The organism is Paenibacillus pini JCM 16418 (genome assembly GCF_000576305.1).
Classification (GTDB): Bacteria; Bacillota; Bacilli; order Paenibacillales; family Paenibacillaceae; genus Paenibacillus_AQ; species Paenibacillus_AQ pini.
In genome coordinates, this window is sequence record NZ_BAVZ01000005.1 from 142711 (window position 1) to 161179 (window position 18469).

General features: G+C 44.5%; 18 protein-coding genes and 3 pseudogenes. 15 read left to right on the top strand and 6 right to left on the bottom strand.

Annotated elements, in window-relative coordinates:
• Window positions 1-15: 15 nt before the first annotated feature.
• Window positions 16-993, bottom strand: a complete 978-nt coding sequence (locus JCM16418_RS09715) for a M23 family metallopeptidase (protein WP_036648158.1) — start codon at window positions 991-993, stop codon at window positions 16-18.
• Window positions 994-1230: 237 nt separating this feature from the next.
• Between JCM16418_RS09715 and cls the strand changes: the two are divergent.
• Window positions 1231-2660, top strand: a pseudogene (gene cls / locus JCM16418_RS09720) (cardiolipin synthase).
• Here the strand turns inward: cls and JCM16418_RS09725 are convergent.
• Window positions 2655-2981, bottom strand: coding sequence for a YnfA family protein (locus tag JCM16418_RS09725; protein WP_373280704.1), 327 nt, complete (start codon window positions 2979-2981; stop codon window positions 2655-2657). The pseudogene cls and the gene JCM16418_RS09725 sit on opposite strands and share 6 nt — an antisense overlap.
• Window positions 2982-3130: 149 nt before the next feature.
• On the opposite strand from JCM16418_RS09725, the gene JCM16418_RS09730 reads away from it, so the two are divergent.
• On the top strand, window positions 3131-4042 hold the full coding sequence (locus JCM16418_RS09730; RefSeq protein ID WP_036648409.1) for a YitT family protein: 912 nt from the start codon (window positions 3131-3133) through the stop codon (window positions 4040-4042).
• Window positions 4043-4078: 36 nt separating this feature from the next.
• On the opposite strand, the gene ligD is transcribed toward JCM16418_RS09730, so the two are convergent.
• The 3 genes from ligD to ku form a co-directional block, all read right to left on the bottom strand.
• Window positions 4079-4981 (bottom strand): non-homologous end-joining DNA ligase, encoded by a 903-nt coding sequence (gene ligD, locus JCM16418_RS09735; RefSeq protein ID WP_036648161.1) that lies wholly within the window; start codon window positions 4979-4981, stop codon window positions 4079-4081.
• 66 nt (window positions 4982-5047) lie between these two features.
• Entirely contained in the window at window positions 5048-5953 is a 906-nt protein-coding gene (locus JCM16418_RS09740; protein ID WP_172679224.1) for an ATP-dependent DNA ligase, read from the bottom strand.
• A gap of 35 nt (window positions 5954-5988) precedes the next feature.
• Window positions 5989-6915, bottom strand: a complete 927-nt coding sequence (ku, locus tag JCM16418_RS09745; RefSeq protein ID WP_036648167.1) for a non-homologous end joining protein Ku — start codon at window positions 6913-6915, stop codon at window positions 5989-5991.
• Between the two features lie 132 nt (window positions 6916-7047).
• Between ku and JCM16418_RS09750 the strand changes: the two genes are divergently transcribed.
• The 4 genes from JCM16418_RS09750 (at window position 7048) to JCM16418_RS24925 (ending at window position 9096) form a co-directional block, all read left to right on the top strand.
• Entirely contained in the window at window positions 7048-7377 is a 330-nt protein-coding gene (locus JCM16418_RS09750) for a hypothetical protein (protein ID WP_036648170.1), read from the top strand.
• 11 nt (window positions 7378-7388) lie between these two features.
• Window positions 7389-7571: an H-type small acid-soluble spore protein gene (locus JCM16418_RS09755; protein ID WP_036648173.1), complete on the top strand. Its 183-nt coding sequence runs from the start codon at window positions 7389-7391 to the stop codon at window positions 7569-7571.
• Window positions 7572-7779: 208 nt separating this feature from the next.
• On the top strand, window positions 7780-8571 hold the full coding sequence (locus tag JCM16418_RS09760) for a class I SAM-dependent methyltransferase (RefSeq protein ID WP_036648175.1): 792 nt from the start codon (window positions 7780-7782) through the stop codon (window positions 8569-8571).
• A 33-nt stretch (window positions 8572-8604) separates the two neighbouring features.
• The gene (locus JCM16418_RS24925) at window positions 8605-9096 is read left to right on the top strand and encodes a hypothetical protein (RefSeq protein ID WP_036648177.1); all 492 of its coding nucleotides are present in this window, start codon (window positions 8605-8607) and stop codon (window positions 9094-9096) included.
• A 180-nt stretch (window positions 9097-9276) separates the two neighbouring features.
• On the opposite strand, the gene JCM16418_RS09770 is transcribed toward JCM16418_RS24925, so the two are convergent.
• Window positions 9277-9813, bottom strand: a complete 537-nt coding sequence (locus tag JCM16418_RS09770; protein ID WP_036648179.1) for a GNAT family N-acetyltransferase — start codon at window positions 9811-9813, stop codon at window positions 9277-9279.
• Window positions 9814-10012: 199 nt separating this feature from the next.
• On the opposite strand from JCM16418_RS09770, the gene JCM16418_RS09775 reads away from it, so the two are divergent.
• The 9 genes and pseudogenes from JCM16418_RS09775 (at window position 10013) to JCM16418_RS09815 (ending at window position 18443) form a co-directional block, all read left to right on the top strand.
• The gene (locus JCM16418_RS09775) at window positions 10013-10906 is read left to right on the top strand and encodes a LysR substrate-binding domain-containing protein (RefSeq protein WP_036648181.1); all 894 of its coding nucleotides are present in this window, start codon (window positions 10013-10015) and stop codon (window positions 10904-10906) included.
• Window positions 10907-11030: 124 nt separating this feature from the next.
• The gene (locus JCM16418_RS09780; protein ID WP_036648411.1) at window positions 11031-11909 is read left to right on the top strand and encodes a transporter substrate-binding domain-containing protein; all 879 of its coding nucleotides are present in this window, start codon (window positions 11031-11033) and stop codon (window positions 11907-11909) included.
• A gap of 49 nt (window positions 11910-11958) precedes the next feature.
• Window positions 11959-12747, top strand: a complete 789-nt coding sequence (locus tag JCM16418_RS09785; RefSeq protein ID WP_036648183.1) for an amino acid ABC transporter permease — start codon at window positions 11959-11961, stop codon at window positions 12745-12747.
• Entirely contained in the window at window positions 12744-13454 is a 711-nt protein-coding gene (locus tag JCM16418_RS09790) for an amino acid ABC transporter permease (protein WP_036648186.1), read from the top strand. The genes JCM16418_RS09785 and JCM16418_RS09790 overlap by 4 nt, the downstream gene beginning before the upstream one ends.
• Entirely contained in the window at window positions 13451-14203 is a 753-nt protein-coding gene (locus JCM16418_RS09795) for an amino acid ABC transporter ATP-binding protein (protein ID WP_036648187.1), read from the top strand. The genes JCM16418_RS09790 and JCM16418_RS09795 overlap by 4 nt, the downstream gene beginning before the upstream one ends.
• A 13-nt stretch (window positions 14204-14216) precedes the next feature.
• On the top strand, window positions 14217-15227 hold the full coding sequence (locus JCM16418_RS09800) for an LLM class flavin-dependent oxidoreductase (RefSeq protein WP_036648190.1): 1011 nt from the start codon (window positions 14217-14219) through the stop codon (window positions 15225-15227).
• Window positions 15228-15286: 59 nt separating this feature from the next.
• Window positions 15287-16464, top strand: a pseudogene (locus tag JCM16418_RS09805) (M20 peptidase aminoacylase family protein).
• A gap of 135 nt (window positions 16465-16599) precedes the next feature.
• The gene (locus JCM16418_RS09810; protein ID WP_036648192.1) at window positions 16600-17085 is read left to right on the top strand and encodes a DinB family protein; all 486 of its coding nucleotides are present in this window, start codon (window positions 16600-16602) and stop codon (window positions 17083-17085) included.
• Between the two features lie 15 nt (window positions 17086-17100).
• Window positions 17101-18443 (top strand): annotated as a pseudogene (locus JCM16418_RS09815) (LLM class flavin-dependent oxidoreductase).
• The last annotated feature ends 26 nt before the right edge of the window (window positions 18444-18469 follow it).

Consider the following 18469-nt stretch of genomic DNA (forward strand, 5'->3'; position numbering starts at 1 on the left):
TTTATAGTGTGTAGGTCATTTAACATAAGGTAGCGGGTTAACCGGCTTATCATCTTTAACCACTTGAAAATGAAGATGGGGTCCTGTGCTACGCCCTGTTGATCCAAGCCGTGCAATCTTCGAACCCTTGTCCACGCTATCACCGACACTCACTTCTATTCTACTTAGATGCATATACCATGTTTGCAGTCCGTTTGGATGTTCAATAATAATGTAGCGCCCGCGTGCACCACTTTCTTCGGTTGTAACGACGATACCAGAACCAGCTGCGTAAACGGGGCCACCTTCATCGCCGGCGATATCAATACCCGCATGAAATGCAGCTCTACCTGTAAAAGGGTCAGTACGGTAACCAAAGCTGGATGTCATCACTTTAGAGACGGTAGGCCAGATTGTGGGTGTACCAGATATTTGAATTTGTGTCTCCTGAGCTTGCTCTAAGGTATTGGGAACCTTCAACTGCATTTCGTCCAGCAGCTTCCGCATTTCCTGAAAATCATCTTTCGTTTCTTTAGCGAGATCTAGCATGTCACTGTCATGCACGGCAATATATTCCCCGCCTACATGCTCGGAATCATTAATTGACTGCGATGAAGCTTTGCCTGAAACACGTGTTGTATTGTGCTTGTTAATAAATTCTTTAAGTTGTTGTTCGAGCTCATCAACGGTATCCATTTTGAGTTTCATGGTCTTGGCTTGAGAGGATAGATTTATGATTTCATTCTGTAGGCGCTCCATGGATTGCTCTCTGTTGCTGAGGGTTAGCTGCACTTGTCTATTTTTCAAAGTCTCTACAGAAACTTGCTGTTCCAATTGAGACACAACTTGAGAGGAGTGAGCTTGCATAGCGACAACCAGACCGGAAAGGGAGAGGACGGCGACAGCGGGAATCGCCATCAACAAATGCTTGGACAAATGAATCTGCTTTACGGCATGCTGAGCATCCCTCATTACAAGTAGCGTCAGACGTTGATTCACATTCGCACTCTTCATGGCATCTCCTTTCTTTTCGTATTCTTCTTCAAGGAACAGCTTGTTTCTATTTCATATACTCTATTTATTCTAAAGACTCTCAAAACATGTCAATAATGTTGGAGAATGATACCTGCGTCTATTTTGTACTGTGGAGGGTATGTATTGAATAAAGCAGGTTTGTTCTGGTGAAAGATGGATACATAGTCATAATGAATCGGATTTTGTATTGAAATTGGTTAAGGAGGGTCTTCAGCAATGTTGTGGGTTCTTATCGCGCTACTTATATTTATTTTTCAAATGGCAACGATTTTGCTACTGGAATTCCGCCATCCCTCTAAAGCTGTAGCATGGATGTTCATCCTGTTCTGCTGTCCCTTGATTGGATTCGCAGTCTATTATTTTGTAGCACAGGATTACAAGAAGCGTCGGCAAGTCCGTACTAGAGGTTCAAAGCTATTTCGTGAGATCCGCTCAACGCTGAGAAGCCAAGCCAATCGGGTTAACAATGTGAGGGACATGCATGGAAAGGATTTTCAGCATCAACAGCGCTTATTTAATTTATTGAATAGGCTGTCGGAAAATCCCATTACGGGGTGCAATCGTAGTGAGGTATTAACAGATGGAGAAGCTGCCTTTGGCGCTATGTTAGAGGCAATGGAACAAGCTAAGGATCACATTCATATCGAGTTTTATATTTTTAGAAATGATATCATCGGTACTCAGTTTCAAGAAGTCATGATTCGTAAAGCGAAAGCAGGCCTAAAGATCAGATTCATATGTGATGGCTTGGGCAGTTATGCTTGAAGCGTTCTTTTGTAAAAAAGTTGAAAGATGCTGGAGTCGAGGTCCATTTCTTCTTGCCCCCATTATTAGCGACAATCGATCGACGAATTAATTACCGAAACCACCGTAAAATTGTTGTGGTAGATGGCAATGTAGGCTTTGTGGGAGGTATGAACGTAGGGGATGATTATTTGGGACAGTACCCGAAGGTGGGTTACTGGCGTGATACCCATTTGAAAATCGAAGGCGATGCCGTCTATTATTTACAAAATATATTTCTGAATGATTGGCAGTTGGCTTCGGGTCAGGAGATTATTGATAAGGACTTGTTCCCAGAACATGAATGTTCAGGATTAGAACAAATTCAAATTATCAGCAGTGGTCCTGACCAGGAATGGGATGCGATACAGGAGATGTGTTTCGGAGCTATTTCGGTTGCCGACCGGAGGGTTTGGATTACGACGCCTTATTTTATCCCAGACCCAGCGATATATGAAGCGCTTAAGACCGCGGCTGTAAGTGGGGTTGATGTACGGATCATCATTCCTTGGAAATCAGATTCTAGAATGGTACATCTAGCTTCGCTGTCTTATGTAGATGAGCTGCTCCGTGCTGGGGTTAAATTTTATCAATATCGTCGGGGATTTGTTCACGCGAAAGTGATCATTGTCGATGATCTGATTGCTTCTGTAGGAACGGCAAATATGGATATGCGTAGTTTCTTCTCTAATTTCGAGCTCACGGCAGTATTGTTCGAACAGACCTCGATTAACCGGTTGGTTTCCGATTTTGAAGAGGATCTACGTTATTGTAGTGCTATTCAATTGGAGTCCTTTCTATCTAGACCATTCTTACATAAAAGAGCAGAAATGTTATGCCGCATGCTTTCTCCGTTATTATGAGGCACGCGGTGCAAAAAGAATGATAGAGACACCTGCAAAGCATAGTGCAGCTCCAATCCAGTCATACATATCAGGAGCGTTCTTATCTACCAACCAACCCCACAGTAAGGCAAGAACAATAAATATTCCCCCATATGCAGCGTATACCCTTCCGAAGGAGGGGTAATTCTGCATGGTCGGAATAAATCCGTATATAACAAGAATAAGACTTCCCAAAGCCCCATATCCCCAAGGTTTGGAGTCTTTTATCCACAGCCATACAAGGTATCCACCACCAATTTCTGCCAAACCTGCTATCAGAAATAAAAAAATGGATCTCATGATAGTTAATCTCCCATCTAGGTTCATATCCAAGCCATATTTATGATATAATAAAGTGGGTGAATAAGCACGCAATAGAATGCTATGCCCTTTATTCACACCAAATTGATATGAATCGGGGGAATTCGATGGACGTAACATCTAACACTTTGTCCGCAGACAGGCCGTCAGAAATACCGCAACCACCTCAACCACCGCAACACATCAACGCAAGGCCTAGTAAAGCAAGGCTTTTACTACGTGTTTTGTCTCTCACTATAGGGGCCATACTCGTAGCCGTAGCACTTGAAATCTTCCTGGTAAACAACGATATTATAGATGGTGGAATCACGGGTATTTCGATTATGTTATCTCGTCTACTTCACATGCCACTTGGTATTTTCCTCACGGTATTAAACATTCCTTTTCTTTTCGTAGGATATAAACAAATAGGTAAAACGTTTGCCTTTTCTACTTTGTATGCAGTTCTAGTTATGTCTATAGGTACAGCATTACTAGCATCGGTTAAACCGATTACCTTTGATCCTTTACTTGCAGCCGTATTCGGCGGGGTTATTCTAGGCGCAGGGGTTGGCCTCGTTATACGTGCCGGAGGTTCGACAGATGGTAGCGAAATTGTAGCTATTCTGTTCAACAAAAAATTACCATTCTCCGTTGGGGAAATCGTCATGTTTATCAATGTATTTATTCTTAGTAGTGCAGGTTTTGTTTTCGGATGGAATCACGCTATGTATTCACTTATCGCCTATTTTATTGCATTTAAAGTGATTGATATCACCAACGAAGGGATAGACCAGTCCAAATCCGTATGGATCATTAGTGATCAATACAAAAACATCGGTGATGCACTCACTTCACGCCTTGGACGTGGTGTAACTTATCTGGAAGGGGAAGGCGCATATTCGGGTGACAGTAAGAAGGTCATCTTTGTCGTCATTACTCGTCTAGAGGAAGCCAAGCTCAAGTCCATAGTTCAAGATTGGGACCCTGAAGCATTTCTGGCAGTTGGTAATATCCATGACGTTAAGGGCGGGCGCTTCAAGAAGCGAGATATACACTAGTATTCGGATAGATAACGTGAAGCAAGCCCGGAAGATTTATCTTCCGGGCTTGCTTGCGTTTAAATGCTGGATAACCTGCTCAATCGGCTGTGGAGGTACGCTAGCAATTAAATCTCCAAGCTGGCTCAGGCGTTCTACAATGTTGAGTAAATGATAATCGGTGACAGACACTCCTTGTTCAACCTCAGCCCAGGTCAGTGGAGTCGATACCGTCGCAAGCGGTCTAGCGCGAGGGGTGTAGGGAGCAGATAATGTCTTTCCCTCGCCGTGCTGTAGATAGTCAAAATATATTTTATCACCGCGATTTTTCTTAAGTCGTTCGAGAGTGAATAGGTCTGCGCGTGTTTCGGTTACATATTGACCTACGAACTGACCTACTCTCTGTAAGTCATCAAACGTAATCCCTTTATGAATAGGAACAATAATTTGCACGCCGGTAGCTCCAGATGTTTTAGGTACAGATTCAAGTCCGAGTGATTTAAGCACTTGACCCACAATGAAGGCGGCCTCCATAATGCGCGGTTCAACCTCCATGGACGGATCCAGATCAATCATCCATTCACAAGGAAGGCTGCTTCCCGCATAATGTAGTGAAGGATGAAATTCCAGCGCAGCCAAATTACCAAGCCAAAGAAGCTCTGGTAGACCATTTAGCAATACATAGTGAATTCCCTCATGCTCGCTTGTACTGACATAGGGTGGGAGTGGCTGGGGGGCATTTTTCTGATAAAAGAACGTTCCGCCCTCTCCATGTGGGTATCGAATCGTCGTTAGTAGTCGGTTACGGCAGTATTGTAGTAGATAGGGGGCGAGCGCAGCTAGCTTTTGCAGATACATGGATTTGGTGATTCCAACCTCAGGCCAAAGCGGTTTATCGGGATTTGTAATTGGAATGCTGTGACCTTGTACGGTAATCGTTCCGTGAATCGTGCGAGGCATGTGCACTGCTCCTTCAAATACAAATGATTGAAAACGGATGTTATCTTTAGTTATTAGCCGTTATACCTATTCAAAGCGGCATTCCATAGGTGGTATCTCGACAAACGCCTGAATGCTTGGCTGGCGCAGTGTTCGTGATGCGGTCCATTCCAAGAAATGGACTTTGACGGTAAGCTCAGGCCGAATCCATATGGAGCCTTTACTCCGCTGCGGAATTTGTACAAAGGGCATATGCTCCTGAATCATACTGCGGGTCAGTTCGGTCAGCTTTTGCCAATCAGAGACTTTAAGTTTGCCCGTACCTGCATGTCCGATATACCAGAGTAATCCCTGTTCGTCGTATAATCCCAGCATGAGAGCATTAATAGTCCCATCTCGGTACGTAATGCCACCCACAACAGCAATGACATCTTGAATATTCTTTCGTTTAATCCACCGACCATCCTTACCATTTAGGGCGTACGTACTGTTAATATTTTTACATACAATCCCCTCAAGCTGATGCTTACGCGCCACCTCATATAGGAGCGACAAATCGTTATAATTAGGTACCAACTGAACATGATTATTCGGCGTAATGATAGCTTGAAGGATGGCTTGTCGCTCAAGCAGAGACTTTCCCGTAACCCATTCCCCATTATAGAAAAGCACATCAAATATCATGTACACGATAGGAATTTGCTGAACCCGGGCACGAATTTGCATATCTGATCTCAGACTATCGCGTTTCATCACTTGATGGAACGAAGGGCTGCCCTCTACTAGCGCAATGACCTCTCCATCCAAAATAACTGAATTCGCATTGCAATAAGAGTGGACATCCAGTAGCTCAGGGTACTGCTGAGTACGTTCATTACCCTTGCGGTTGATCAGCCGAGTCTGATTCACGCCATCATAGTATACGAGCATCCGGACGCCGTCCCATTTGATCTGCGCGATCCACTCCTCCCCAGAAGGTAGCTGATCAGCCATGATCGGTTCAAAGGGAACGACAGGCTTAAGAGGGTTCAAGAGACGGTCTCGTTCTTCTTCGCAGTTTTGCGTCGTTTAGGCTTCGGTCCTTCTGCGGCGGGCACTTCCTCATTCGCTGTTTTTGCAGAAGTAGCTTCACTACTTGCTTTTCGCTTTGCAGGTGTCTTTTTGGTCTTACCTGGATCGGTCGCAACGGGCTGAACGGCTTCGATACTAGCTTGGAGCGCAGCCATTAAATCAATTACATTGGTCTCCTGCTTGGCTGGAGCGATCTTAATTTCCTCTCCAGAGACTTTGTGCTGAATCAGATTGAGTAGCTTCTCTCTATAGTCATCCGTATATTTACCCGGTTCAAAAGGGGTAGATAGCTGTTCAATCAGCATCTTGGCCATCACCAATTCTTTATCGTTTACTTGGACATTCTCTGGCAAGTTCGGAACCTGAGAGACAGGACGGATTTCATCTGGATAAAAAATAGTTTCGATCGCAAGGCATTCATCAAGCACACGTATGGCAGCTAAACTGCTCTTGGAGCGAATCGAAATTTTGGCAATGCCAATTTTGCCGCTTTGGTGCATGGCTTCCTTCAGAAGCTGATATGCATTAGAACCGGCTTGATCCGGGGCGAGATAGTATGTTTTTTGAAAATAAATCGGGTCAATTTCCGTCAAATCCACGAAATCGAGGATAGCAATACTCTTATTCCCTTGTTCTGTAAGCTGTTCCAGTTCCTCTTTATCAAACAAAACAAACTTACCTTTCTCGTATTCATATCCTTTGGATATTTCCTCCCAGGCGACCTCTTTGTCACATATGGGACATTTTCTAACATAAGCGAGAGGGCTGCCGCACACATTATGCACATATCTCATGGAGATATCCTTATCTTCTGTAGCTGAGAACATTTTGACAGGGACATGAACCAAGCCGAAGCTTATGGCTCCTTTCCAGACGGTATGCATATGAAACCACTCCTTTTTATTCAAAACGTTTATGTTTACAGTATGGACGTGATGGATATGAACAATACTATAGAAGGGCGATACTTGAAATAACTCATGGAAGTACACTACACGTTAGGGAGGATGATAAGCATGTCCATACACAAACGGGAACCAGATGAGGAACAAGCGAACATTGCCCGATATGAAGAGGTAGAAGAAATTATCGCGGAGTCAGAATGGATTAACGGTCAAAATGTGGATTGGGAACAAGTGACCTCACCCTATGAAGAGATTAATCAAGAATCATACATGATGGATATAGACCGAATGGTCAATGAAGGATTAGGTGGCGGAGAGATCACGGTGGATAATGGATTTATTGGTGGGAGTACGACAGATTCCATGATTCCTGAACCTAAATCCCGTGAAATCAATGATGATTTCGGATGGGAGCAAGAGTTTGAATATGATGAAGATTAGGGGAGATATCCATGGATGTTAAACGTGCAATGGACATATATCAGGATAAAAGTACGATCTCTGTGAAATTAGAAGGGGAACCTGTATGGATTGAGAATGTGGATGAAGTGAATGGCATGGCAACGGTGCAAGTAGGATCGCGCCCGGCGAATACACAGACCGTTAAAGTGGAGCGTCTGCAAGAAGAGCACTAATTGAATGGTGTTCTATTGAAAATTGAAGATCCATAAAGAACAGACTAGATGATGAGCAAAAGTGAAGCTTTTGTTCATCATCTTTTTGCTTTTACAAACATTCTCTTTGCGATGAGGGTGGGGTGAGTTAAAATGAATTCTGTATGAAGAATCAATATATTCTGCATGATACACGTGTAACTATATTTTATCGAACCTTGGAGGCAACATGGAAGCAAGCAAACAGAATCAGGAAGCATGGAACACGGGCGCATATGAAGCATGGTTGAATCGTTTTGGCACCCCACAAATGGCAGCCGCGAAATTACAACTGAATCCAGAAAAGCCTATTCAGCATATCTACAGACATTTAAATAAACAGGTGCAGGGCAAGAAAATCATGAATTTGATGGGCTCTAATGGCATGAAGGCCGTTGCTCTTTCTTTACTAGATGCGGAAGTTACGGTAGCCGATTTCTCAGCAGAAAATGAGAAGTATGCCATGGAGCTAGCGGAAGCAGCGGGCGTAAATATTCGTTATATTGTTGCAGATGTGCTACAGTTACCGGAAGCGGAACTATCCCAGTCGTATGACATCGTATTTATGGAAAATGGGATCCTTCATTATTTTAAAGATTTACAGCCGCTATTTGAGACTGTCTCAAAGCTGCTGCGAAAAGGTGGACAGCTAGTGCTTCAAGATTTTCATCCGGTGTCTACCAAGCTTATTTCTTCAAAAGGATCTACTGCGAAAATTAGAAAACATAAAGTGACAGGCAATTATTTCGATACAGCATTGGTCGAGAAAGAAGTGGCTTTCCATAAGTTTTCAGATGGAGAACAAGGTGATCCAGAGTCGTACCACGTATACTTGCGTAACTGGACATTAGGCGAAATTGTTACTGCCGTGGCTACAGAAGGGTTGTGTATTAAGGTTCTAGAAGAGCTACCTAATCTTTCATCCGAAGTTTTCGATCAGGGAATTCCCAAAACATTTACTGTTGTGTCTGAGAAACTATAGGCCATAGATAAGCAAGCGAGAGGAGCTTGTGAGATGGAAACGATGAAGAAGAGGTTACCTTATGCGTTTGCTCATGCATTATGTATGTTTATTTACATCGGGATGTATGTCGCGGGCTATATTATGATCGATATTCTTCATTTACGGATTTCCTTTGGCACCATGGTGGTCACGTTGATTCCATTGGTGTTTTGGATACTGCTCATGTTGAACTTTTACAAGAATTTAGCTAGCATGTCTAAGGCTTTCTTGATCTCTTCTATTATCATTGGCATATTCATATGTTCCATTAGTTGGGTTAAGCTAGGTTACAATGAATGGAAATCTCACTTTGACTATGATCGTTGGGTCAGTAACCATGAGCAGCGGAGTTATATGGTAGCGAGTCTGCTGGAACAGCATGAACTAAAGGGACGATCTCATGAGGAAGTCCTGGCATTGCTAGGAGCACCGGATACTCTGGCTACCTCTCAAGAACCTCAAAGTACATATGTTTATGGGATGGGAAGAGCGGGTTTAGGGTAGACAGCGAACGGCTAGTCATTGAATTTGATCAGGACAAGGTATCGGAATATAGGATCGATGTGGATTAAGCGAACAAAGACATAAATGGTTGATGATAAAATAGAATGGCTTCACGCTCAGGATGATTATTGAGCGTGAAGCATTTTATGTGCGTAAGATGGTCTAGACAACAGAAGTTAGCTAGACAACACCAGATAATAGTGGTGTTTCCAAAAGATTGAGGCAATATCCTTTGACTAGTACATCTCCGTTATGGACGTCTGTATCAAAGGCTCTTTCAAAACCAAGCCGTTCATATAGCTTTACGGCAGAAGCCATCATATCAGAGGTATGCAGGTTAAGTGTCGTCGCGCCAAGCGTGAGTGAACGTCTTGCAGCATCCTGAATGAGCAAGGTAGCAATCCCTTTGCCTCGTACATCCGATGCAACGGCCAGTAACCTGATGACGGGACTTTGAATACCTGAATGTCCGTAGGCGGTTTCCGATGAGCGGAATAACTGAGCGCTTCCCACAATTTTATCTTGGATTACAGCGACGATTCTTGCCTCAGGCCCATCTCCATATACGGATTTACGTATGGAGTCCTGATAATCAATCCAGCGTTGCTCAGGGAGAATGGTAGCATATTGCCCATATGCATCCAGAATTACGTTTGCAATCGCCTCTTGTTCATGTTCATAAGCTTCGCGGACAATAACCTCTTGAGAATAATCCATATCCATTCACTCCTTCTTGATTTAGGCTCTAAGATGTAGCCTAGTATACCAACTAAACCGACTAATCGCATTGGTAAATAAATATTTTAATCGATCATTCAAAAAACTCTATCCAAAATGAAGTTTTTCCTTTAATCTGGTAAATAACATTAAACAATGTATTTACATTGGAATAGTAAACTTAATAGGAGGTGCATGGATGAATATTGAGAACATTGAGGCTTTTGTGTATATCAATCATTACGGAAGTTTCAACAAAGCAGCAGATACGTTGTTTCTCTCGCAGCCCACCGTGACAGCGCGCATTCAATCATTAGAGCGTGAGCTGGATTGCCGATTATTTGACCGTCAGGGCAAACAAATCCATTTAACGGACAAAGGTAAGCAATTTCTTCCGTATGCGCAGCAAATCCTCCACACGTACCAGAAAGGCAAACATCAGATTCACTCGAAAAGCGCTATGCCTAACGTACTCCGGATCGGAAGTACAGTATCGATCTCAAACTACGTATTACCTCACTTGTTAATGTTCCTCGATGAACGTTTTCCAAACATCCACTTTAAAGTGATAACGGCAACATCGGAGGAGCTTATTAGTAAACTAACTTCTAAAGATATCGACCTTGCCTTTGTCAAAAAACTTTTAAATCCAGCATTTCAGTCCTATCCATTCTATGAAGATCCAATTCGGCTGTATGTGCACGAGGGCCATCCGCTTGCTAGTAAAGGTCGTGCTTCAATTCATGAACTTCGCAATGAAAAGCTAGTGTTCTTCGAATGCGGTTCTTTGGACTGGTTACGTATCCACCGTGTATTTGAGAATCTGGAGCAGTCTCCTGATATTGTGTACCAAGTGGATAACTCCGAAACCGCAAAGAAGCTTGTACTCGGAAAGGCCGGTATTTGTTTTCTTCCCGGTCTCAGCGTGAGACAGGAAGTACAAGAAGGAAGATTATTTCCGGTAGACATTGAAGAAACCGCTGGTATAGCCCTTCAGACCAATTTGATTGCACTGAATAGTGAACATAGTCCATTTATTAAAGCCCTCTTAGAGCGCGGAGAGCTTCCCCTCAAACATCGAGTATTTATATAGATAAATAGAAAAACTCTATTAGACGCTGTATGCAATACCCTGTAGAGTTAGTCACATATAATCCTTACTAAATCTATAGGGATAATAAAGTACTAATGGAGCACTGAGGGGGATGGAGAACATGTTGAAGAAATCACTAGCTTTAGTCATGATCTTGACAGCAGTCATGGTAGCCGCAGGTTGCGGGTCCAGTAAGGATAACGCTCAGACGACAGGAAGTAAAGAGGGGACGAAAGATACGACTCCCACTGTAAATGACGTCAGTACTAAAGATAACACGGGTCAGGTTAAGAAAATCATCGTCGGCACAGGTACTGCTTTTCCAAGGGTATGCTTTATTGATGAGAATAACAAGCTGACTGGTTTCGATGTTGAGTTGGTCAGAGAAATTGATAAACGTTTGCCGGGCTATGAGTTTGAGCTCCAAACGATGGAATTTGCTAATCTCCTGCTGAGTCTGGAGACCAAGAAGATTGACTTTGTTGCGCATGAAATGGAGAAGAATCCAGAGCGGGAAGAAAAATATCTGTTCAATAAGGTGCCATATGCACATTGGAAGAACAAAATTGTCGTAGCCAAGGATAATAAGGATGATATCCAGACGTTGGATGACCTGAAAGGTAAGAAAGTGCTGACAGGTGCCACAAGCGCAGAAGCGCAAATATTACAGAACTACAATAAGACCCATAACAATGCGATTCAAATTGTCTATAAGAGCGGTGCCGCCAATGATACTGTAGCTCAAATTACTTCCGGACGCGTGGATGCAACCCTAGCTGCGGATTTCTCCCTACCTTTAATCGATACACAAGGCAAACTGAAAACAACGGGTGCTGAACTCTCGTCGGCGGATATTTTGTTCGTGTTCCGTAAGAATGATTCAGAAGCTCAAAAGTTATCGGATGCTATTGATGTAGCGATTATAGAGCTCAAAGCAGATGGTACGATCGGAAAATTAAGTAAAGAGTGGCTTGGGGAAGATTTTACAGCGGATTCGAAGTGACGAAATGCATGCGTATTCTCTGAATTTTATAAGAAGGGAGGGGTTTCTCGTGGGAGAGCCGTTTGATTTCACCTACATACTTACGTTTATTCCTAAGCTGTTGTCCACTTTGCAAATTACATTATTCATCGTTGCAGGTTCACTACTAATTGGAATGATCGTCGGGTTCCTCATCGCCCTTCCTCGCTTGTATCAAATACCCATAGTACAGACCATTTCGAAGGTGTATATCTCCTTCTTTAGGGGGACACCCGTCCTGATTCAGTTGTTCCTATTCTATTATGGATTACCAGAACTATTGAAGCTTGCCCATCTAGATGTCTCCAAAACACCTGTGTTGGCTTTTGTCATACTAACGTACGGTCTGCATACAGGAGCCTTCATGTCTGAGCTTATCCGCGCCTCCGTTATGGCTGTAGATCGGGGACAGGTGGAAGCAGCTTATGCGGTGGGGATGACTGGATATCAGGCCTTTGTCCGAATCATCATGCCACAGGCACTGGCCATTGCCATTCCCGTGTTCTCGAACCTAGTCATTGCGCTGCTGAAAGATACCTCTTTAGCATTCACCCTCGGCGTCATGGAGATGACAGGGAAATCGCAGACGCTAGGGACGCTTACTCAGCATTTTATAGAATCCTATATTGCGCTTGCTCTCATTTACTTGGTTGTAAGCTTCGCATTGGAAAAGTTTCTAAAGTGGTTAGAGAATGGTCTGTTGCAGCATGAGCAGCAAGATACATCAGTACGTTCAACAAGATTGACATTACGTAAAAATATCTCATATCGACGGATTGTTACGGAAATGAGCACGGGCAAAGGAGGGGTTGACCTATGAAGCTGGATCCTTCATTTATATGGACCGCCTTTTGGCAATTACTGTCGGCAATTCCGATCACGCTACTCATTACAGTGGTTTCGGTTGTAGTAGGGTTTGTGATTGGTATCGTTGTAGCTTTGATTCGGATATATAAGGTACCTGTTCTGCACCCCATAGCTGTTGCCTATGTCACTTTTATTCGGGGAACTCCTATGCTTACTCATCTGCTTCTGATTTACTTTGGGCTCCCTTTAATTGTCGATGCACTGGCGGTAAAGATGGGCTGGTCATTCCGATCAAGCTCCATCCCGATGATTGGTTTTGCTTATATTTCGTTCTCTATTACATCTGGAGCTTATATGGCTGAGGTCATCCGATCAGGACTGCTTGCCGTTAATCGTGGACAGCTTGAGGCAGCATACTCCATCGGTATGACAACGACGCAGGGATTGCGCCGCATCGTATTTCCACAAGCGCTTGCCGCAAGTCTACCTAATCTCTCGAACTCGGTTATTGGGATGCTGCATGGATCAACGCTTGCTTTTACGGTCTCCGTGGTGGATATCAATGCGAAAGCGCAAATTGTTGCCTCGACGAATTGGAAGTTTTTTGAGGCTTATTTAGCGGCAGCGGCAATTTTCTGGGGACTGACGTTCCTGATTGAACGTTTAACTGCTGTTATCGAGAAACGAATCCATGTATACCATCGAGGTGGTGTAGCATGATCAAGTTAAATAACATCTCGAAATCATTCGGTCGTCAGCAGGTGCTAAAGGATATTGATTTAACGGTTGAAAAGGGTGATGTAGTTGTCATTCTCGGTCCTAGTGGATCTGGTAAAACGACACTGCTGCGCTGTGTGAATTATTTAGAAAAGCCAAGTGATGGTGAAATGATCATCGGAGATTACCATCTGAATTGTAAGTATGCCAGCAAAAAGCAAATTCATTTGCTACGCCAGAAATCAGCCATGGTATTTCAGCAATACAATCTGTTCAAACATAAAACGGCTATTGAAAATGTGATGGAAGGTTTACTCATCGTAAAGAAGCTATCTAAAGAAGAAGCGATAGTACGAAGCGTTGCATTACTGGAAAAAGTCGGACTTGGCAATAAACTTGAAGCTTATCCGAGTCAGCTATCTGGTGGTCAACAGCAGCGCGTGGGTATTGCTCGTGCACTCGCTATGGAACCGGAAGTTATTCTCTTTGATGAACCTACATCAGCGCTTGATCCAGAGCTAGTCGGTGAGGTGCTGTCCGTCATTCGCAAGATTGCGAAGGAAGGCATTACGATGATTGTCGTAACTCACGAAATGAGCTTTGCTCGGGATGTCGCAAATCATATTGTATTTATGGATGGCGGAGTCATCGTGGAAGAAGGAACCCCAGTGGAGCTATTCAATCATCCTAAAGAGGAACGCACGAAGCAGTTCTTGAAACGAATTACGCCAGAACTGAACTATAACATTTAGGAGGTGCTTCTTTATGGCCATTACAATAAGCGTTCTCGATCAAAGCCCGATTTATCCTGGGGAAACATCTGCGCAGGCGCTAGCACATACGGTCCAATTAGCTCAAAAAGCGGAAGAACTAGGTTTTCGTCGTTTCTGGGTATCTGAGCATCATGACTCTGAGCATGTTGCCGGATCATCGCCCGAGGTGCTTATTTCTTACCTACTTGCTCGCACGCATACAATCCGGATCGGTTCAGGCGGTGTAATGCTGCAGCATTATAGCCCTTATAAAGTCGCGGAGAACTTCAATGTTCTGTCTTCGCTGGCCCCTGGACGTGTAGATTTAGGCATCGGACGTGCGCCCGGTGGCTTACCCCGCAGTACGCAGGCGTTACAAAGAGGAGTGACAGAGCCTACCACATTAACGGAGAAAATCATTGAGCTTGAGAAATACGTGCATAATCGGCTAGAAAAGGATCATCCCCTTATAGGTCTTAAAGCGGGACCGATCCCACAGGCACCTCCGGAATTATATGTGCTGGGTGCTAGTGTTGGAAGTGCTGAAATTGCGGCTGAACTCGGACTGCCTTATGTGTTCTCGTTATTTATTAATGGTGATGAAGAGGTTGCGCTCGAAGCGATTCGAGTATATCGCAGTGGATTTAACTCTTCACACGGTACATACCCTCAGGCCATCCTTGGCCTAGCCGTCATTGTAGCGGAGACGGAGGAGGAGGCAGTTGAATTGGTAGGTCCGCAAAGACTGGTCAAAGTTCACCTCGGAGGTGGAAAAACACTCACCCTCGGGACGCTTGAGCAGGCGGAGGAATTCGCTAAACAGACAAATGAGAGCTATACAATCGAAGAGAAAGAGCTTGAGATCACCAAAGGAACAAAGGAAACGGTAAGAAGGAAGTTGATCGCCCTGCAAGAGGCCTCAGGAGTGGATGAATTCATTGTAACCAGCAATATACAGTCGTTTAATAAGCGAATCCGTTCATTTGAACTGCTAAGTGAGGCTTTGGCAGAAGTTACGGCATAAGGTGGCCCTGTTCATCCCAATGACAAACCACTAAACCAATCAGATATGGAGGACTGACAATGAAGAGTGAAACGGCTCAGAACGCTACGGCGCTTACAGAACAATTAATTCAGTTTCGAAGGCATTTACATCAGCATCCAGAGCTGTCGAATCAAGAGTTCGAGACAACGAAATGGGTGAAGGCTCAGCTTGAAACAGCAGGGATTCGAATCGTGGATTATTCGCTCAAGACTGGAGTAGTCGCAGAGATTGGAGCCAGAAGCAAGGGCCAATCATTGCGCTGCGAGCTGATATTGATGCATTACCGATTCAAGAGGAGACGGGGCTTTCGTATGCTTCACTTGTTCCCGGTAAAATGCATGCCTGTGGTCATGACTTCCACACAGCGGCATTACTCGGAACAGCGATATTGCTGAAAGAGCAGGAGCATGAGCTACGTGGAACTGTACGTTTATTATTCCAGCCAGCAGAGGAAAAAGCACAGGGAGCGCAGCAGCTCATCAAGGCTGGAGCATTGAATGGGGTTCAGGCCATATTCGGTATGCATAACAAACCAGATTTGCCTGTAGGTACAATTGGTATAACAGGAGGGCCGCTAATGGCTGCAGCCGATGGTTTTATCATCGAAGTGGAAGGGCTGGAGTCGCATGCAGCCGTGCCGGATGCAGGTCTAGATCCAATCGTGACGGCAGCTCATATCGTTACCGCTCTTCAATCGATCGTAAGCCGAAATGTCAGTCCACTGCAAAGTGCCGTCGTTAGTGTAACACAAATCCATAGTGGAACCACATGGAATATCATCCCGGGTAAGGCTGTACTTGAAGGAACAATTCGTACATTTGATGAGCATGTTCGCTTGCGGGTGCTGGAACGATTTCAACAGGTCGTCGAAGGGGTTGGCGTGGCCTTTGGAGCGCAGGTCTCGCTTCGTTGGATTGAGGGACCGCCACCTGTCGTGAATGATGAAGCATGGGCCAGTGTAGCTAAGCAAACGGCTGATGAATTGGGTTTTCAGTCTTTAGAGCCAGTCCCCTCACCCGCTGGCGAGGATTTTGCCTTTTACCAGCGCGTGATACCAGGTCTATTTGTCTTTATGGGCACCGCGGGAAGTCGGGAGTGGCATCATCCTGCCTTTGATCTGGACGAACAAGCGCTTCCGGTAAGTGTAGCTTTCTTCTCAGCTCTAGCGAAGCAAGCACTAGAAAGGCTTGAGGAGGCAGGAGGTAATTCGATATAACTAACGACGAAAGCTATGATGCGATCATCGTTGGAGCGGGTTCCATGGGAAGGATTGCAGGATAAAGTATAGCGAGATTTCACGCTTTCATAAGCTGGCACATTCGGCTTCAACCTTAACTTAGGAGGATTAGCGATGAGTGAACTTCATATACAGGATTACGTGAACACACATGGTCAATTAGAGCAGATCATTGATGGCTTATCCGAAGATCAGTTGCGCTGGAAGGCGGCCCCGCAGTCTTGGAGTGTACAGGAAGTGGTATCTCACCTAGTGGATCATAGTTTTGTAATTTCGTTTCGGATTCGCGATATTCTAGCGAATACCAGTGTACAGCTTCCCGCATTTGAACAGGATGCATGGGTGATTGGTCAGCATTCAAATGACGGTAATGTGAATGATATTTTAGAGGTGTTTAGATCCCTGCTTCAATATAACAGCCTATTATTCCGGCGTTTGTCTGTTTCGGATTGGAACAAATCAGGAGTTAACTCAAGAGGTGAAACCGTGAGTGTGGCTGATATCGTACGCGGTTTCGTTAAGCATGTAGAGGGCCATTTGGGTCAGATCGAACGAACCAAACTAGCTGCGATTTCGAGTGAAGTACAAATCCAAGGATGAAATGGGGCAGATACAATGGCTAATCCGAAAAAAAGACAATTGAAGCTGGGAGCGTTGCTTCATGGGGTAGGTGGAAGCACTTCGATGTGGAGACATCCCGAAGCACAGCCTGATGCAAGTGTGAATTTCGACCTTTATCGTCGATGGGTGCAAACAGCAGAAGCAGGAAAGCTGGACCTGATCTTCATTGCCGACGGATTATATATTAATGAAAAGTCGATTCCTCATTTCTTAAATCGCTTCGAACCCATCTCGATTCTTAGCGCATTAGCGGCAGTTAGTACACATATTGGACTTGTAGGTACACTCTCAACTTCATATAGTGAGCCGTTTACGGTTGCGCGCCAGTTTGGTTCACTAGATGTAATCAGCGGCGGACGGGCTGGATGGAATGTGGTGACCTCTCCTCTAGAAGGCTCTGCCTTAAACTATGGTAAAAAGGAACATCCCGAGCATGATAAACGCTACCGTATTGCGACTGAATATTTGGAGGTTACACGTGGTCTTTGGGATTCTTGGGAAGACGATGCTTTCGTCCGTAATAAGGAAACAGGTGTCTTTTTCGATCCCGAAAAGGTACATACTTTAGATCATGAGGCGAGTTCTTCTCTGTGAAGGGGCCGCTTAATATCGCAAGATCGAAGCAAGGTGGACCTGTTATTTTTCAGGCAGGGGCATCGGATGTGGGTAAGAATTACGCTTCAAAAGAAGCGGATGCTGTATTCACCGGTCATGAGACGCTCGAGGATGCGGTGCAGTTCTACCAGGATGTAAAGTCACGCGCGGTGTCATTTGGACGTGATCCGGATGAAATACTGATTTTCCCAGGCATTGGGCCGATTATTGGGAACACGGAAGAAGAAGCAGAGCGCAAATATCAGGAGGTTGCTGAGTTAGTGACGACCCAGAACGCGTTGAATTACTTGGGGAGATTCTTCGAGCATCATGATTTCTCTCAGTATCCACTAGATGAGCCATTCCCGGATGTGGGCGATCTTGGACGGAATAGCTTCCAGAGCGGTACAGATAAGATCAAACGTGATGCGAAAGAAAAAGGACTTACGCTCAGACAGGTTGCAGTACAGGCAGCCACACCTCGCAGCAGCTTTATTGGAACTCCAGTACAAATTGCTAACCGCGTGCAAGAGTGGTTTGAGGCTGGGGCGGCGGATGGATTTATGCTTGCCGCTGCTGTGCCAAATGGTCTTGAGGATTTCATCGATCATGTGGTGCCCATTCTTCAAGAACGCGGTATATTCCGTACTGAATATGAGAGTGATACATTACGAGGCAACTTAGGATTGAATGTTCCGGTTAATCGCTATGCCAAAGATACTGCTAATGTAGGAAACAACTAAACAAATGATAATAAGAGGAGGAAACA

What these genes read in the sequence shown, in the direction of transcription:
- JCM16418_RS09715 (WP_036648158.1), bottom strand. Translation starts at nt 993, where the DNA reads ATGAAGAGTGCGAATGTGAATCAACGTCTGACGCTACTTGTAATGAGG.
- JCM16418_RS09725 (WP_373280704.1), bottom strand. Translation starts at nt 2,981, where the DNA reads ATGAGATCCATTTTTTTATTTCTGATAGCAGGTTTGGCAGAAATTGGT.
- ligD (WP_036648161.1), bottom strand. Translation starts at nt 4,981, where the DNA reads ATGCCTCGCACGATTCACGGAACGATTACCGTACAAGGTCACAGCATT.
- JCM16418_RS09740 (WP_172679224.1), bottom strand. Translation starts at nt 5,953, where the DNA reads ATGGCTGATCAGCTACCTTCTGGGGAGGAGTGGATCGCGCAGATCAAA.
- ku (WP_036648167.1), bottom strand. Translation starts at nt 6,915, where the DNA reads ATGCATACCGTCTGGAAAGGAGCCATAAGCTTCGGCTTGGTTCATGTC.
- JCM16418_RS09750 (WP_036648170.1), top strand. Translation starts at nt 7,048, where the DNA reads ATGTCCATACACAAACGGGAACCAGATGAGGAACAAGCGAACATTGCC.
- JCM16418_RS09755 (WP_036648173.1), top strand. Translation starts at nt 7,389, where the DNA reads ATGGATGTTAAACGTGCAATGGACATATATCAGGATAAAAGTACGATC.
- JCM16418_RS09760 (WP_036648175.1), top strand. Translation starts at nt 7,780, where the DNA reads ATGGAAGCAAGCAAACAGAATCAGGAAGCATGGAACACGGGCGCATAT.
- JCM16418_RS24925 (WP_036648177.1), top strand. Translation starts at nt 8,605, where the DNA reads ATGGAAACGATGAAGAAGAGGTTACCTTATGCGTTTGCTCATGCATTA.
- JCM16418_RS09770 (WP_036648179.1), bottom strand. Translation starts at nt 9,813, where the DNA reads ATGGATTATTCTCAAGAGGTTATTGTCCGCGAAGCTTATGAACATGAA.
- JCM16418_RS09775 (WP_036648181.1), top strand. Translation starts at nt 10,013, where the DNA reads ATGAATATTGAGAACATTGAGGCTTTTGTGTATATCAATCATTACGGA.
- JCM16418_RS09790 (WP_036648186.1), top strand. Translation starts at nt 12,744, where the DNA reads ATGAAGCTGGATCCTTCATTTATATGGACCGCCTTTTGGCAATTACTG.
- JCM16418_RS09795 (WP_036648187.1), top strand. Translation starts at nt 13,451, where the DNA reads ATGATCAAGTTAAATAACATCTCGAAATCATTCGGTCGTCAGCAGGTG.
- JCM16418_RS09800 (WP_036648190.1), top strand. Translation starts at nt 14,217, where the DNA reads ATGGCCATTACAATAAGCGTTCTCGATCAAAGCCCGATTTATCCTGGG.
- JCM16418_RS09810 (WP_036648192.1), top strand. Translation starts at nt 16,600, where the DNA reads ATGAGTGAACTTCATATACAGGATTACGTGAACACACATGGTCAATTA.